This window comes from Stenotrophomonas bentonitica (genome assembly GCF_013185915.1).
Classification (GTDB): Bacteria; Pseudomonadota; Gammaproteobacteria; order Xanthomonadales; family Xanthomonadaceae; genus Stenotrophomonas; species Stenotrophomonas bentonitica.
Genome location: NZ_JAAZUH010000001.1, coordinates 2,159,447 through 2,173,560, shown reverse-complemented (window position 1 = coordinate 2,173,560; position 14,114 = coordinate 2,159,447). Strand labels below are relative to the sequence as shown.

The following is a 14,114-nucleotide window of genomic DNA, read 5'->3' as shown; positions in this document are numbered from 1 at the left end:
CGATCACTTCTTCGACACTGCATTGATCGCAATGCTTCCTCCCCTTCCGCCAGCAGCCTTGGCATCTCCGGTGGCTCCTGCGAGGCCTTGCAACACGTTGCCGGCACGAACGCCCGCCCAAGCCAAGGCCATGATCCAGAACGTAGGCAGTACGATGAACATCGTGCCCGTGACAAACATCAGGAGCATGTCTCCGAAGGCGTTGTTCAGCCCCACCAGCGGGTCGAAGTTGGTGTGCGGCCGATTCCAGCCGAACCCCCAGCCATAGAGCGCATCCAGGATCGTCGAATCGATCCAGCGCGCAAGCTGAAACCAGAAGTCCGTGAAGAAGAGCGCGAACTGCACGACGCTGACGGTAACGACCGTCTTCAGATCGTAGGTGCCTACGACCAGCACAAGCGGGATGCAGATGACCAGCGCCATCTTGAGCAAGGCGAGGACCATGGGCAGAGACTGTCTCACGACGTCCATGGCGGGAAACGCGGCAATCGCGCCGACGGCCATCCCAACGTCTCCCGTGGCCCGCGTCACGATGTTCGGCAAGGTCTTGTCGATCTGGCCGCCATAGTCCGTATAGACGCTACCCTGGTTCAATTTCTGTTGCCGCGGTGACGCGATGGCGCGGATCACCGAGTCGTCCACCTCGGCCCTGCTCAGGAACCCGGCCCAGCCTGCCAGGCGATTCAACAGGTTCGGGTCCACCTGTCCCAGCAGGCGTGCCCGCAGGCCATTGCCGCCATCGGCCCACCACTGCCTGCAGGTCGGGTAGCCGCCACCGCTGCCCACCTGTGCAAGCCCCGCATCGCGGGTGCTGTCGTAGGGCCAGTCGTCGCGCGGCGTGCTTGAGCGGTAGGTGTCGTAGTAGCCGCCCGTGTCCGTGAAAAACCTCGACCCTATCCAGGTCACGTCGTGCATCTGCTGCTCATCAAGCTGAGGGCGCTGCATGAACAATTTGGCCCGCGCAGGCCCATAGCAATCCCGCGAGAAATCCGCTACTTCCTGAGCCAGTACCGGGTCGTCAATGCGGGTCGCGTCGATCTCCATGCGCATCTGCCGCAGGTCCGTGCCGCATGGGATCGCCGCCACCGAGGCGCTCGTGACGGCGCGCGAGAGCGCGTGCATGAAAGCCCACCAGACCGGCACCTTCGCCGACTGGTTGTTGATGGTGCTGAAGGACTGCGACCAGCCGGTATCCGTGGGCTGCGGCACGCTGACCTGGCACTGGGCCGAGCGCGAGCTGTCGTACTGGATGGTGTTGAGGTCCACGTCGATGAACGGGATGCCAGCGAACATCACCACCACGATGGCGACGAAGACCCGGTTCTCGATGCGCGCAGCCGAGAGCACGCCCTTGTTGCCTTCGTCGGCACCTTCCGCACGGGCCTTCAACCACTCCTGCACGATGATGGCGACGAACGGCAGCGCGAATACTCCGCTCGACACCAGCACCGCCCAGATGCCGTTGTTGACGATCCAGGACACCAGCGTCAGGTAGTACTCCAGGTAGTCGGTCGTAAAAAGCGTCATGGCGCGGCTCCCTCTTCAGCTCTGCATCAGCAGGCTGGCTTCCAGCGCCACGATGGCGACGACGCCGGCGATCTCGCTGCGCACCAGGCGTCGCCGCGCTTGCGCGTCTTCCTCGCGGGCCAGCAGCCGGCGGCGCATCCAGACCCAGCCATAGACCGTCGCGCCGTACAGGCACAGCCGCCACACCAGGAAGTAGCCCGCGCTGGCAGCCAGCCACCGCTCCCAGCCGGCAACGCTGCCGACGAGGTAGATGCCGACGAGATTGGCGCCCACGGCCGCGGCGATGATGACCACCGCCAGGAGCAGCGCCTTTGCCGCGCGCCGGCTGAAAAGCCAGCGCGGGCGCAGCCAGGCCGCGTTCATGGCGTGCCTCCCGGGTTGCCCCGCTGCAACCGATCGAGGCGGTCGGGCACCGGGTCGCCTTCGTAGATGCCGCGCGAGCCGGCCGCGCGCGTCCCGTGGCGCTGGATGATGGCCATGGGCGAGTTGTTCGCCAGTTCGCGCCGCAGTTCAAGTTCGGTCTTGAGGTTGCGGATCTCCTGATCGAGCGTGTCGCTCTCGTGGTTCACGGCCTCGACCGCCAACTGGTTGGCCGCCACGTTGGGTTCCTTCTTGCCGGTCAGCAGGGTCCGCTGGAGCAGCAATGCCTTCTCCAGCACGGACGACAACGCGACCTCGGACGCGAGACGTCGCGCCAGCAGGTCTTGGTCTGGCTCGTCGCGCAGCGCCTCGATGACGCCGCGTGTAATGGGCAGCGAGGTGCTGCCGGCTGCATGCAGGTTCTCGAACGTCGTGTTGCGCGTCCCAGAGACCAGTTCCTGCAAGGCCTCCAGCTTGGTCTCGTACTCCTCCTGGATCAGCGGCGTCAGCCCGACGCCAGGCACGGTCTCGGTCTTGGTGCAGGAATCACACGTGCGCTGTACCTGTTCCCCGAGAACCCGCGTCGCCCATTCGGTCGCCTGCTGCGGCGACGTCCAGGTCTGGCAGGACAGGCTCGCGCAACTGGCGGGCGCGATGGAGGACGTGTCAGTCACGCTGCGCCCGTTGACCAGGTTGTAGCCCGCCCGCGTCACGTCACCGACCACCCGGATGGCCGACTGGCCCGCGCCGCCGGCATTGCTGCCGCCCACCCAGGGCACGCCGTCGTTGCCGCGGCGCGTCTCGGCCTGCTCGATCGCCGATACGGCATCCGTGCTCGACACCGCATCGCGCAGCGCCATGCCTTCCGCCATCTGGCTCCATCCGAGCTGGCCGCCCGCCGTCTCGGCCATCTTCTCGGCCATCGCGCGACACGTCAGCTTGGAGCGGTCGAAATCCAGCCTCGCCTGCAGCACACCATTGGTCAGCAGGTTGTACAGCCCCGGATCGGCACGCTGGATGATCAGCGCCGGCAGCGATGCCACGGCACTGGTCGCGCTCTGGATCACGTTGCTCATGATCTGCTGGAACCCATTCGTGATCCCATTGAGCTGATTGCGCAGCGTGGTCTGGATGCTCATGTCGCCGCAGATGAGGTTGCTGTTCCAACCCAGGCCGACCCCGATCGAACGCATGCCAGCGGCGCGGCCCATGGACACCGCACTGCCACCGCCGATCGAGTACATGACCTCATCGCCGATGACGGGGCCGCTGGTCTGGAAGCCGGCCTGCGCCCACGCGAGGCCACAGACCAGGGCGAGCGCGCCGGCTAGCGCCGTGGGGCGCAGCGGGCGGCGAACCTTGGCGGATGGGTTCATCAGTTCAGGACGCTTCATCGCCGTACCCTCAATAGAAATCGACGCTGCCGAGGAACACCTGGCCCCGGCGTTCGCAGCACGCATAGGGCCGCCACAACGCCCAGGCGTAGTCGCCTTGTTGGGCCTGTGTCAGGAAGCCGTTGCGCGGGAAGACCGTGCAGGACGAGGACAGGACGGGCGTGAGTTCCTGCCACTTGCCGGTCGAGGCATCGCCCTCCATCAGCGCGCCGGCCGGCCAGTAGCCATCGCGGGAGTTGGCGAGCAGCGGCTGATAGACGTGGATCTGCCCGCGGCGCGTGACCACATCGCCGGCCCGTTGGGCCACCACGGCACCGGCCTTGTGGTCGTCCGTCTGGTGCAGGAAGCCGCCGCGCGGATAGACGTTGCCCCAGAGGTTCAGGGTCGAGCGCGTGCCGACCTCGCGCATGCCCGGGATCAATGCCTCCGGGTACACCATCTCCGGTACGTTGTAGCGCCAGGCCGGCGTGTCCAGCGTACTGAGCAGGTACGGCATGAAGGCCGTGCCTGCGCCCTCGCAGAAATAGCCCGAGGACGAGACGAACTGGTTGAACACCTCGACGCCGGGGTGGCCGATGACGTCCGCGTTCTTGAACTTCGCGAGATTGTTTTCGTGATCTTCATTGGTGGTGCCGTCCCCGCCGGCCTGGGCCGAAGGGTTGGGCGTGCTCATGGCGCGCACTTCGACCCAGGGGTTCTCGCCGGTGTTCGAGTAGGACGAAACCACCGCATCGGGGATGTAGTGCCTGACCTTGACGGACGTGCGCACCGTGCAGCCGGTCCAGGTGCAGTAGAGCCAGTAGCAGATACCCACCACCCGGTACTCCAGGCAATCGGGCGAAGCCACTGAACCCACGATGGTCGCCGTGTTCAGGGCGTAGCTGCCCGTGGCGCTGAGCAGCAGCACGGAGGTGACGGCAGCCCGCATGCGGCGCAGAAGGTCGAATGAGCGGATCACGGTTCGGCCCTCCGGTGCTGTTCGATGCGCGCGATGGCGCGGGCCACGTCAGGCTCGCCATAGACCACGTAGCGCTGATCCACCACGACAGCCGGAATGGTGGTGATGCCCAGGCTCCATGCGTCGGCAACGCCCTGGTATTCGGTGGCGATGCGACGCTGGAGGTCAGCGCCCCCCTGGCTCAGCCGGCGCTTCACGATGGCTGTTGCCTGTCCGGGATCGGCGGGCAGCGCCGCAGAAAGCTCCGCTTCGATCCGGGGCGCTTCATCCAGCTCGATCAGCTGCTCGCCACCCATGGTCCTGACCGGGTGACGGCTGTCGGTGATGATCACCACATCGGCGGCGAAGCTGGCCGGGCTGAACACGGCCAGGGAAGCCGGCAGCGCAACGGCCAGGCCAAGGGTTCGCCAGCCCGATGCGAACCTGGATGAAGATGCTGGCATGTCGAGCGCCCCCAAGAGTTGTCAAGGGCCATAGTCAAACGCCGAACGCCATGCGGCCCCAACAAACAATGCGCATCGCGGACTGCCCGCATACCTGCTTGTCTTGCGCCAATGAAAAGCGGAGGCCGAAGCCTCCGCGTGGATCAAGGAGCCGGTGCCATTGCTACAGCAGGCCGGATTCCGCAAAGGAGAACGGGGCACCCTGGCCGACGATGATGTGGTCCAGTACCCGCACATCGATGAGCGCCAGCGCGGCTTGCAGTTGCTGGGTCAGCATGCGATCCGCGCTGGACGGCTCGGAGACGCCCGAAGGATGCTGGTGGGCGAAGACCACCGCGGCGGCATTCAACTCCAGCACACGCTGCACGACGACACGCGGATAGACCGAAGTCGCGTTGATCGTGCCCCTGAACAGCGGCTCGTAGGCCAGCACCTGGTGCAGGCTGTCCAGGAACACAGCGGCGAATATCTCATTGGGCTCAGCGACCAGTTTCAGACGCAGGTAGTCCCGTACAGCGGCCGGTTGGCTGAGGCACGGTCCAGCTTTGAAGACCCGTCTCTCCAGCAGCACGATGGCTTGCTGGATGATCCAGTCCTCGTGTTGGGCAGCGATGGCGGAAAGCGACTCCAGGCAGGAGTCATTGACGGCGAAAGACATGGCGAACCTCCAGACGGTGAGATCGGAGGGCACTCGCCCTGGGAGGGCAAGCCCTCCTGGGGAACGAACAAGGTGCATCCATCACCGCGGCAGCGGTGATCGTTCGCGGCCAGGATGCGAGGCGAACGGGGTTGTGGTCAGCGCAGCGGACTGCGCCGTAGCCTTGAAGACCGGGGCTACCTGGGCATGTCGCCGACGACGTCGGCAGGCATTTCCGATGTGGGTGTGGCGGCGGGATCGCCGGCCGCGAGCATGTCCATGGCCGACAGCAAGGCATCGCCCTCGATCGGGCCCTGCAGCAGGATCGCCTTGCCGGTTTCGCGATCGTGCAGCCGCAGCGACGGCGTGGCGGTCACGCCGCTGTTCGTGGCTTCCGCAGTTTGGGTACGAATCGCCGCGTCGGGCCGCTCGCTCGCAATGCACTGTTCGATGGCTGGCGTCAGGGCGGGGTGGCGCAGGTCTTCGGGCAAGCCCTGGCCGTCGCTGTGTGTGTGGACATAGACCCACTCGACAGCCTGCCAGAAGGCGGGATGGCCGCCGGCTTCGCCCGCGCATTCCACCAAGCGCGCTTCGGCGGACGCGGCCGGCTCATGCGCGGCCAACGGCAGGTGGTGCCATTGCAAGGCCACGTCCGCATTGCCGGCCACCCAACGCTTGAGGACAGGGAAATAGGACCGGCAGAACGGGCATTCGAGGTCCGCGTAGAGCGTCAGCGTGAAACGACCTGCCGGGTTGCCCATCTGCCAAGGAGGCCCGGCCACCTGCGTCTCGCTGACAGGCGCCGAGGTTTGGGGCGTGGACTCGCCTGGCGAACGGGACACGAGCCAGATCAGCAGCAGCGCAACCAGCACTGCGCCTAACGCCCATGGCCAGCGGGCCCGCCAGCGCCGACGGCGGAACGCCTGGACCTGCATCGGAATGGATGAGCGTTTCTGTTCCATGGCGTTCTCCGGTGCACGGCAGATTCAGGGCAGGGCCAGGGCCGGCGACTCGATGCCGCGTGCCCGGTCGATCTTCTCGGCCACCTTGAAGGCGGCATCCAACTCGCTGACGCCGTGCTGCTGCATGAGCTGGTAGCGCTCGGCCTTCTCTTCGGGTTCGGTCTGCGCGAGCGCGAGATACAGGCTCGGCGGCACGGCGCGGAAGAGCACCTCCATGCTTTTGGAGAGGATGACGCCCTCGGTGAACTTGCCCGCTTCCTTGCGTGCCGAAAGCATCAGCGCCTTCTGCGCCGGCGAGAGTTCGCGGAATCGTGCGATCTTCTCCACCTCGTCCGGCGGCATCGACAGGCAGATCCACCACTCGATCATGTTGAGCATGGGCTCTGCGGCGCGCGGCAGATCGTCGATGTTTTGCGTCGCCAGCCAGAACCAGGCGCCCAACTTGCGCCACATTTTTGTAATTTTCACGACATACGGCGCGAGCAGCGGGTTCTTCGTGATGATGTGGCCTTCGTCGGTCACGTTGATGATCGGGCGGCCGAGATACTGGTCACGCTCCGCGATGTTGTTCACCGTGCTGATGAGGCTGATGTACGCGATCGAGAGCTGCGCGTTGTAGCCCTCACGGGCATAGGTCGCGAGATCCACCAGCGTGATGTCGGCCTCGGGCCACGGCGTGCCGTCGCGGTCGAACATCTCGCCGTCCGTGCCTTGGCAGAACATGTCCATCGCGTCCGCCATCTCCAGCAGCCGCACGCGCCGCATCTCGGGCAACGTCGGGTCCTGGCCGCGGGTGCGCAGCGCATTGCGCACGTCGCGCGTGAGCACCGTGCGCTTCTCGGCCACGCAGTGCTCGGCGGCGTCGAGGATGCACTGGCGGATCAGCGAGCGGTCGGCGCGCGTCATCCTGGCTTCCTCCTTGTCCTCGCCGCCAGTGATCATCAGCCGCGCCGTGATCTCCAGTTCGCCCAGCACGTCGCGCTGTTCGTCCGCCTCCATGGCTGAGGCATCGGGTGGCAGGTCTTCGTCCAGCGCATCGGCATCGAGCGTTTGCACATCGCTGGGCGTTTCGATCAGCCGGCGCGCGTCGGCGAACGGCGCTAGGCTGATGCCCGATCCGGGGGCCAGCTTGACCCGATTCACGGTCAGGCCCAGGCGCCTGGCGAAGTCGCTGAACAAGCCGAAGCTATTGCCGGCTTCCACGATGAAGAGGCGCGGCCGATAAATGGCCGTGACCTGGTTCAGCAGATTGTTGAGCGTGGCCGATTTGCCGGAACCCGTCGGGCCGAACAGGAACAGGTGGGCGTTCATCTGCCGGTCCAGGCGATTGAGCGGATCGAAGGTGATCGGCCCGCCGCCGCGGTTGAACATCGTGATGCCTGGATGCCCCGTACCCTGGGCACGGCCCCACACCGGCGACAGGTTTGCCGCGTGCTGGGCGAACATCAGTTGCGTGTACCACCGGCGCCGATCCTTGCCGGGGTTGTAGCAGCACGGCAGCCAGCGCAGGTAGCTGTTGAGCGGCGCCACCTCATCATCCTCTCGCACCGGCTGCAAACCAGCGTTGAGCATCACGTTCGCCAGGTCCAGGCCGCGCCGATCCAGTTCCGCCTCGTCGCGCCCGCGCAGGTAGAACGCCAGCGTGCCCCGGTAGAGCTTGTGCGCGCTGCCGATCAGCGAGCGGGCTTCATGCACGTCCTTGAGCGTCTGCTCCGACGCCAGCGTCTCGCCCACGGCCTTCTTCGCCAGGTGGTTCAGATCCGATTCCAGGACATCCTGGGGCGTGGCAACCATCGTGAGACAAAGCAAGGTGTCTTCCGGCATCTGGTCGAACAGCGTGTTGATCGCATCGCCCTTGCGGGTCTCGCCGGTTAGATGTCCCGTGCCGGGCGGCATGCGCAGCCGGTCGGTGATCAGCACACGGTGCGGCATGCCGTCGAAGTACCAGGTGCCGTGCTCCACGTCGGAGCGTGGCTGGCCGAAGAACAGCCGCTGGCTGAAATCCCGCCCGCTCGCCAGTTCGATCTCGCCGGCCTCAGTCTCGTCCGGGTAGCGCGCCAGTGCGTAGAAGCGCTCCCGGTCCTCTGTACTGGGCCCGAGCATCGCGGGGCGCGGATTGAGCCACCGCAGCAGCCAGTCGTGGACGTCGGCTGCGACCATGCGCCGTGCCTGGATGCCGGCGTTCGCCAGCCCGCCACACAGGCGGTCGCAGACGATGTTCAGCATCTGCTCGGGCGTCTGGCCGCGGCGGCTTGCCTGCCCGGTGGCACGTCGATAGACCACCATGCGCACGCGCCGCGTCTGCCCGCGCCAGCGCAGCCGCGTGACCACCGTGTCCTCGAACAGGCCGCCGGGCTTGGCCACCGCACGCAGATGGTGGCCGAAGAAGCGCAGGTAGAACTCGGTGAACGCTGTCCCGCGGGCACGTGGCTGCACGTAGTCACGCAGGGTCTGCATGTACTGGTCGAAACTCGGCTCGTCCTGGGCATAGAGCTGGAGCACCCAGGGGTTCTCGTCCAGCTCATCGAAGCTGTCCTGCAGCGCGTTCTCCAAGGCGTCGCGGGCGTGGGCAAGCCAGCCCGGTTCCCGGCCCTCGGTCCCCAGCGGCACCAGCTCGAAGAAGGCCGCCACCGATTGGCCGTCCTCCAGCAACATGGACCTTGACTCGGGCAAGAACTCGACCCAGGGCAGCAGTTCCACGAAGGACGGTGCGACCTCGTACAGCGCCTGCTCGTCGGCCTCCGTCGCCGGTTTGCGGCCCCGGACTGCCGAGCCGGGTTCGGGGATGCCGGCTTGGCGCAAGGCCTCAATGTGGCGCTGCCAGCCGTCCGGCTGCTCGTCATCACCAGCGCCGGATGCGGCCAGCTTCAGCGCGGCCGGCTTAGGCCAGGGAAGTTTCCAGCGCATCAGTAGTCCTCCACGCGCTCACCCGGCATCGCGTACTGAATGCGCTGGTACAGCGGGAAGACGGTCGTGTAGCCGGGCACCGGCACGGGATCGGTGCCGGCCAGGTGCGGGTACACGTACATCACGAGATCGGGATTGGGCAGGCGCTGGAACTGGCGATGGACCTCGTTGCGCGCGGTGCGCGTGTAGCGCATCTGCTCGGCAGGTGCGGCCTGCATATCGGCGTCGGTCAGCGGCCGACGCAGGCTCTGGCGCGCATCGAGCAGTTGGCCGCCGGCGTTCCGTCCGGCTGCGCCACCGCCGTCCCCGGCCTCCTGCTGCCAGATGTCCATCATCGTGCGGTCACCGTGGGTCAGCAGCTTTTCCTTGCTGGTGGCGCAGCCGGCGAGCGCCGCGACGGCGAGGACCAGCGCCAGGCCACGGGCCAAGCTATTCAAGTTCGAGAGCATGGCTTTCTCCTGTGCGGTGATCGACCTTGCGGCCTTCGGGATCGAAGTCGATGGCGAGCGGCTTTTCGAGGTGGACGGCGACCTTCGCGCCGGGCTGGACATAGACGGCGGCGAACGCTTGGCCGTAGAGCTTGTTGACCCAGGCCGACATGTCCCGCACGCCGCCCGCCAGAATCTGGCCGACCGCCTCCTGGCCGCTGATGCCCACGGTGCCGATGGAGCCGTCCGAGCCGACATACGACATGCGGCCGCTGTCGCTCTCGATGAGCGAGGCCACGCCGGCACCGGCCGCCGTGATCAGGGCCTGCGAGCCCAAGTACTGCTGGGCGTTGCTGCGCCGCTCGCCGCTGACGCAGGGGATGCCGTGCGGGTCGCTGATCCATCCCAAGCCGTCGCGTTGCTGGTTATTCTGCTGGTTGCCCTCGCGGTCTTCGGGGATCGTGCGGATCGTGCCGTCGTTGAACACGAACGTGATGCTGCGCACCTGGCCGCGCACGCACGAAAGCGTCCAGTCGCCCGAGGCGGTGCCGCTGAACACGGCGCCGGCCACATCGGGAATGTCGATGCCATTCGCCGTCAGGTTGTCCGGCCCGACCAGGACTTTGAACGGATAGGGATCGTTCACCGTGCCGTCGATCGGCACACGGCCGATCAGCGCCGTCATCGCGACCGAGCCCATGAGCGTGGAGTTGGTCGGCACGGTATAGACGGGCTTCGCGGTCTTGACGCCCGCGACTTGCGCGCCCGCGTTCGCCACGGTTTCCGCGGTGGTTTCGAGCGTGCTCTGCGCCGGGCCGAAGCTCGTGGGGAAGCTCATTCCGCCGCTCGCGCCACGACCGGCGTTGCGCCCCTCGGCGGGCTTTGCGTCGTCCGGCTCGACCCACCGCACGCCGCCCTCCATGCCGGCCTCGTCGCCGCCCTGCAGCCCCAGGCCCACGGGCAGGTCCGCATGGCCGCCGCCGCGCCCGCCGATGCTGTCCAGGCGCCGCTGCAGGTCGGCGAGCAGCCCTTCGGTCTGCTGGCGCGCGCTGGCCGCCTGCTCCTGGTCGCGGCGCAGGTTGGACCGCTCGGATTCGAGCGCCGAGTTGATGCGCTGGTCGATGGAGTTCTCGCGCTGGCGCAGCCGCTGGTTCTCTTCACGCTGCGACTTGTTGTCCGAGAGCGCGGTCTGAAGCTCGGTGCGCAACTGCTTCACTTGGGCAACGAGCGTCGCCACGGTGTCGCGCGGGGTGTCGCCTTCGATGCCCAGCGCCTTCATTTCCTCGGGCGTGAGCTGGGCGCCGTTGTCCGCCGCGGGTGGCGCCGTGCTGCCGCCACCCGAGAACAGCCGGATACCGACGAACAGCACCAGGATGGCGACAGGGATCATCAGCCACTTGAGCAGGCCGTTACTGCGCATGGCGGGCCTCCTCGACGTTCTCGTCGCCGTCCGGCTGCGGCAGATGCACGGCAGGGTCGAAGCGGTGAATCGCCGGCAGCAGCGACTGCGCGAGGCCGCGGCCGCGCGTGACCAGGTAGAGGACGGTCGTGTCCTCGGGCGTGCCGCGCGGACCCAGCGCCTCGTGCTGGAAGGTGGCGGTGAGGAAATCGCCTTGCAGCACGCGCGGGTCGAGCGCGACCCAGTCGGCGCCGGTGTTGGTGAGGCGCACGGCAGTCACCCATTGGTCTTCCAGGCGCCACGACGCGAGCGCGACCGCGCGCACCGGCAGCGTTGGCATCAGTGTGTCCAGGTCGAGGTCGCGGGGCAGGTTGGCCCGCATGACGCCCGGAAGCGGCTCGACGGTGCGCAGCGGTGCGTAGAGGTTCTGCGCGGCGAAGCGCGTCAGCACGACAGGGACCGGAGTTTCGCGCCGCGCGGTCCGCGCACCTGCCTGGCCCTGGGCGCGTGCCGGGGCCTCGGCACTGTCGGCTTGCTCGCCATAGCGTCCCGGTGCGCTGTCACCCTCGACGATGCGCACCGGCTCCAGCTCGGCTTCCCCGTCCTTGGGCAGTTCAGCTGCGATGTCCAGCAGGATCAGCGCGCCCGTGTCGGCGTCCTGCAGTTGCAACCGCGTGGGCTCGATCGGCTCGCTGGCGCGCAGGTACACCGCGCCGCCCGCACTCTGCACGCGCAGGCGTTCGCCCACGCCCGCGGGCACGCCCACGCGCACGTTCCGGTTGATGAACACGATGCGTTCCTGACCGACCTTCAGCGGCACTGCCAGTGGCATGCGTTCCCAACGCAGGATCTCCACCGCCTGGGCGACGGGTGCCGCGGCCACGGCCAGTAGCCCCAGCAGCGCGAGTACAGGATGCTTCATGGGGTGTTTCCTCCTTGAGGCGCTTGCGGAGAAAGGCCACTCGGCGCCGGGCGCGCCGGCTCCGGTGCACTGATGCGCTGGGGCGCGCCCTCATAGCAGTCCAGCGCCAGGCCGAACGGGTTGCGGGCGGGATCGACGTCCACCCGCGTGACCTTGATCGGATAGCGCACCAGGGCGCGTTTAACCTGCTCGGCGCCGTAGTACTCGTCCGCCGTGATGTCCAGCGTCACCACCCAGTCGCGATCGGATACGGTGCGCACGCGCGCCGTGGGGTCGTCGCCATAGCCGCGGCCGGGAATCTCGTAGATGCCGCGCACGCGCTGACGCAGCTCGCCCGTGGAGCGGCGGTAGTCATAGTCCGCCCGCAGGAAGGCCTGGCAGGACGGGGTGAGGTACGGCGAGAGCGTGTGGAGGTTGCGCGAGTAGTCTTCTTCGCCATTGGTCGGCCAGCGGTTCAGCGTCTGGAACACGTAGAACGTGAACGCATAGACCGATTCGGGCGGCACTTCCCACCACTTGCGGGTACTGCCAGAGCGCAGGTCGGGCGGGACGTGGATGGTCAGGTCGCGCGGCGCGCTCCACCAGCCGCCGCCCATGACCAGGGCGACGACGACCAGCGCGCCCGCGCCCAGCCGCAAGGTCTTGATGTGCGCCTGCAGGTGGGTAACCTCGTTTTTGAAGCGGCTCATCGCATGCTCCTGCGGGTGGACCAGAAGCCCGAGCGCGAGATCAGCACATGGCCACCGACCCAGCCAGCCATCAGCGGATGGCGCGTGGCGATGCGCCATTGCAGTTGCCGATACAGCCAGGTGTCGGGGCGCCCACGCTTGAGGCGGCGCAGGATGCCGCCGCCGATGAACACGCCCAAGGCCACGCCCAGGACGACGAACGTCGGCGCCAGCGCGATCGTGCGGAACACCCAGGACAGCGGCGCGCCGACCAGCAGGCCGGCGGCGCCGGACAGGCCGCAGCAGATCCACAGCTCGTCGGCGGTGAGGCCGCGCACGACAACGGGATGGCGGTTGAGCCGGTGCGGAAGGAAGGTGACCGTTCCGTCCGCACGGACGTGCTGCTGCTCGGACATACCGGCCTCGCTTACAGGATGCCGGTGGCTTCGGTGAGCAGCCAGATGCCGATCACGAGCAGCACGGCGCCGATGGCGACCGTGAGGCCGAACTGGCCCCAGGTCTTGCGGCCGGTGTGGATTTCCGCGTAGGTGCCGTAGGCGTGGTAGCACACGCCGATGAACATCGACGCCACCACCAACAGGGCCACGAGCATGATGATGTCGTAGCCGTAGTTGCGGATCGTCTCCATGATGCCGTTGCCGGTGCCGCGCGTCGGGTTCTCCAACTGCGGCAAGCCTTGCGCGAACGACAGCGCGGGCAGCGCGGCGGCGCCCAGGGCCACGGCGGCGCGCTGGGCAAAACGGGAAGTGAAGATGCGGTTGTGCATGGTCGGGCCTTTCAGGTCAGGACAGGAGGAAGAAACTCAGGACGAGGTACATCGCGACGAAGCGGATGCAGACGCCGAGGAACTGGCGCTGGTTGAGGCGGCTCTCGGACCACCCCACGTAGGCCGTTCGGATGGCCCAGACGCCCCACACGAGCAGGACCGCGAACACGACGCCGACCAGGACGGTCGCCATCGCGGAAGGCGCGATGCCGCTGTTGGCTTGAAATGCTGAGACCTGGGCGCCGTTCATGGCTTGCCCTCCGCAGTCGTCGCCGGCAGCGGCTCGGTCGCCCGCTCGGTGCGGTAGTCGCCGGCCAGTTCGGAGGGGTCGCGCGGCTGGGCGCGCGATGGCGTCAGATGGAACTGGATGCCGGCGCGAACACGCGCCAGGTCAGCCAGCAGCCGCGGGTAGTCGAAGTGGTAGCGCTCGCCCGGCTGGATGGGGGCATGCGCGGCGCTGTCCGCGACGGTGCGCTCCAGCGCGTCGAGCTGGCGCAGTGCGGCGACCAGCTCCTGGCGCTGCGCAGGGGACTCGGCCAAGGGCATCGGGGACTGACCCAGCAGGAGGGCCGTCACGAGAAGAGTGGGTACGCCGCGATGCGCGGCGCGCAGCCAGATCGAAGCCACCATCGCGCCATTCCTGTGTGATCAGCAATGGGGTGATCGTGGAGATCAGGGCTGTTTTAGGCCGCAAACAATAGGAACTGGCGGACGACCGGATT

The 14,114-nt window shown here is 67.2% G+C and carries 16 protein-coding genes; all 16 read right to left on the bottom strand.

The window, feature by feature from the left end; genetic code table 11:
- Positions 1 to 3: 3 nt before the first annotated feature.
- Complete coding sequence (locus tag HGB51_RS09635; RefSeq protein WP_003050092.1) at positions 4 to 1,527, bottom strand: conjugal transfer protein TraG N-terminal domain-containing protein; 1,524 nt, start codon at positions 1,525 to 1,527, stop codon at positions 4 to 6.
- Positions 1,528 to 1,542: 15 nt separating this feature from the next.
- Positions 1,543 to 1,890 (bottom strand): hypothetical protein, encoded by a 348-nt coding sequence (locus tag HGB51_RS09630; RefSeq protein ID WP_003050094.1) that lies wholly within the window; start codon positions 1,888 to 1,890, stop codon positions 1,543 to 1,545.
- Positions 1,887 to 3,281: an integrating conjugative element protein gene (locus HGB51_RS09625; RefSeq protein ID WP_003050095.1), complete on the bottom strand. Its 1,395-nt coding sequence runs from the start codon at positions 3,279 to 3,281 to the stop codon at positions 1,887 to 1,889. Before HGB51_RS09625 ends, HGB51_RS09630 begins: the two co-directional genes overlap by 4 nt.
- Positions 3,282 to 3,291: 10 nt before the next feature.
- Positions 3,292 to 4,209, bottom strand: a complete 918-nt coding sequence (locus tag HGB51_RS09620) for a TIGR03756 family integrating conjugative element protein (RefSeq protein WP_216666828.1) — start codon at positions 4,207 to 4,209, stop codon at positions 3,292 to 3,294.
- Positions 4,210 to 4,235: 26 nt separating this feature from the next.
- Positions 4,236 to 4,682 (bottom strand): TIGR03757 family integrating conjugative element protein, encoded by a 447-nt coding sequence (locus HGB51_RS09615; protein WP_003050101.1) that lies wholly within the window; start codon positions 4,680 to 4,682, stop codon positions 4,236 to 4,238.
- 163 nt (positions 4,683 to 4,845) lie between these two features.
- Entirely contained in the window at positions 4,846 to 5,340 is a 495-nt protein-coding gene (locus HGB51_RS09610) for a JAB domain-containing protein (protein ID WP_003050103.1), read from the bottom strand.
- A 176-nt stretch (positions 5,341 to 5,516) separates the two neighbouring features.
- Positions 5,517 to 6,281 carry a DsbA family protein gene (locus HGB51_RS09605; protein WP_003050104.1) on the bottom strand — a complete coding sequence of 255 codons (765 nt, stop codon included), beginning with the start codon at positions 6,279 to 6,281 and terminating at the stop codon, positions 5,517 to 5,519.
- Positions 6,282 to 6,305: 24 nt separating this feature from the next.
- Positions 6,306 to 9,188 (bottom strand): conjugative transfer ATPase, encoded by a 2,883-nt coding sequence (locus HGB51_RS09600; RefSeq protein ID WP_003050106.1) that lies wholly within the window; start codon positions 9,186 to 9,188, stop codon positions 6,306 to 6,308.
- Positions 9,188 to 9,637 carry a TIGR03751 family conjugal transfer lipoprotein gene (locus HGB51_RS09595; RefSeq protein WP_003050109.1) on the bottom strand — a complete coding sequence of 150 codons (450 nt, stop codon included), beginning with the start codon at positions 9,635 to 9,637 and terminating at the stop codon, positions 9,188 to 9,190. The genes HGB51_RS09600 and HGB51_RS09595 overlap by 1 nt, the downstream gene beginning before the upstream one ends.
- Positions 9,618 to 11,036 carry a TIGR03752 family integrating conjugative element protein gene (locus tag HGB51_RS09590; protein WP_003050111.1) on the bottom strand — a complete coding sequence of 473 codons (1,419 nt, stop codon included), beginning with the start codon at positions 11,034 to 11,036 and terminating at the stop codon, positions 9,618 to 9,620. The genes HGB51_RS09595 and HGB51_RS09590 overlap by 20 nt, the downstream gene beginning before the upstream one ends.
- Entirely contained in the window at positions 11,026 to 11,937 is a 912-nt protein-coding gene (locus HGB51_RS09585; protein ID WP_003050114.1) for a TIGR03749 family integrating conjugative element protein, read from the bottom strand. The genes HGB51_RS09590 and HGB51_RS09585 overlap by 11 nt, the downstream gene beginning before the upstream one ends.
- Positions 11,934 to 12,626 (bottom strand): PFL_4703 family integrating conjugative element protein, encoded by a 693-nt coding sequence (locus HGB51_RS09580; protein ID WP_003050116.1) that lies wholly within the window; start codon positions 12,624 to 12,626, stop codon positions 11,934 to 11,936. Before HGB51_RS09580 ends, HGB51_RS09585 begins: the two co-directional genes overlap by 4 nt.
- Positions 12,623 to 13,021, bottom strand: a complete 399-nt coding sequence (locus tag HGB51_RS09575) for a TIGR03750 family conjugal transfer protein (RefSeq protein ID WP_003050133.1) — start codon at positions 13,019 to 13,021, stop codon at positions 12,623 to 12,625. The genes HGB51_RS09580 and HGB51_RS09575 overlap by 4 nt, the downstream gene beginning before the upstream one ends.
- Before the next feature lie 11 nt (positions 13,022 to 13,032).
- Positions 13,033 to 13,392 (bottom strand): TIGR03745 family integrating conjugative element membrane protein, encoded by a 360-nt coding sequence (locus HGB51_RS09570; RefSeq protein ID WP_020307818.1) that lies wholly within the window; start codon positions 13,390 to 13,392, stop codon positions 13,033 to 13,035.
- A gap of 16 nt (positions 13,393 to 13,408) precedes the next feature.
- Positions 13,409 to 13,642: a TIGR03758 family integrating conjugative element protein gene (locus HGB51_RS09565; protein WP_003050225.1), complete on the bottom strand. Its 234-nt coding sequence runs from the start codon at positions 13,640 to 13,642 to the stop codon at positions 13,409 to 13,411.
- A complete protein-coding gene (locus HGB51_RS09560; RefSeq protein WP_484600365.1) occupies positions 13,639 to 13,932 on the bottom strand; it encodes an integrative conjugative element protein, RAQPRD family in 294 nt (97 codons plus the stop codon). Before HGB51_RS09560 ends, HGB51_RS09565 begins: the two co-directional genes overlap by 4 nt.
- Between the last annotated feature and the right edge of the window lie 182 nt (positions 13,933 to 14,114).

Coding starts and splice junctions, on each gene's coding strand:
- HGB51_RS09630 (WP_003050094.1), bottom strand. CDS start 1,890: ATGAACGCGGCCTGGCTGCGCCCGCGCTGGCTTTTCAGCCGGCGCGCG.
- HGB51_RS09600 (WP_003050106.1), bottom strand. CDS start 9,188: ATGCGCTGGAAACTTCCCTGGCCTAAGCCGGCCGCGCTGAAGCTGGCC.
- HGB51_RS09605 (WP_003050104.1), bottom strand. CDS start 6,281: ATGGAACAGAAACGCTCATCCATTCCGATGCAGGTCCAGGCGTTCCGC.
- HGB51_RS09570 (WP_020307818.1), bottom strand. CDS start 13,392: ATGCACAACCGCATCTTCACTTCCCGTTTTGCCCAGCGCGCCGCCGTG.
- HGB51_RS09610 (WP_003050103.1), bottom strand. CDS start 5,340: ATGTCTTTCGCCGTCAATGACTCCTGCCTGGAGTCGCTTTCCGCCATC.
- HGB51_RS09580 (WP_003050116.1), bottom strand. CDS start 12,626: ATGAGCCGCTTCAAAAACGAGGTTACCCACCTGCAGGCGCACATCAAG.
- HGB51_RS09635 (WP_003050092.1), bottom strand. CDS start 1,527: ATGACGCTTTTTACGACCGACTACCTGGAGTACTACCTGACGCTGGTG.
- HGB51_RS09565 (WP_003050225.1), bottom strand. CDS start 13,642: ATGAACGGCGCCCAGGTCTCAGCATTTCAAGCCAACAGCGGCATCGCG.
- HGB51_RS09620 (WP_216666828.1), bottom strand. CDS start 4,209: ATGCGGGCTGCCGTCACCTCCGTGCTGCTGCTCAGCGCCACGGGCAGC.
- HGB51_RS09585 (WP_003050114.1), bottom strand. CDS start 11,937: ATGAAGCATCCTGTACTCGCGCTGCTGGGGCTACTGGCCGTGGCCGCG.
- HGB51_RS09575 (WP_003050133.1), bottom strand. CDS start 13,021: ATGTCCGAGCAGCAGCACGTCCGTGCGGACGGAACGGTCACCTTCCTT.
- HGB51_RS09595 (WP_003050109.1), bottom strand. CDS start 9,637: ATGCTCTCGAACTTGAATAGCTTGGCCCGTGGCCTGGCGCTGGTCCTC.
- HGB51_RS09625 (WP_003050095.1), bottom strand. CDS start 3,281: ATGAAGCGTCCTGAACTGATGAACCCATCCGCCAAGGTTCGCCGCCCG.
- HGB51_RS09615 (WP_003050101.1), bottom strand. CDS start 4,682: ATGCCAGCATCTTCATCCAGGTTCGCATCGGGCTGGCGAACCCTTGGC.
- HGB51_RS09590 (WP_003050111.1), bottom strand. CDS start 11,036: ATGCGCAGTAACGGCCTGCTCAAGTGGCTGATGATCCCTGTCGCCATC.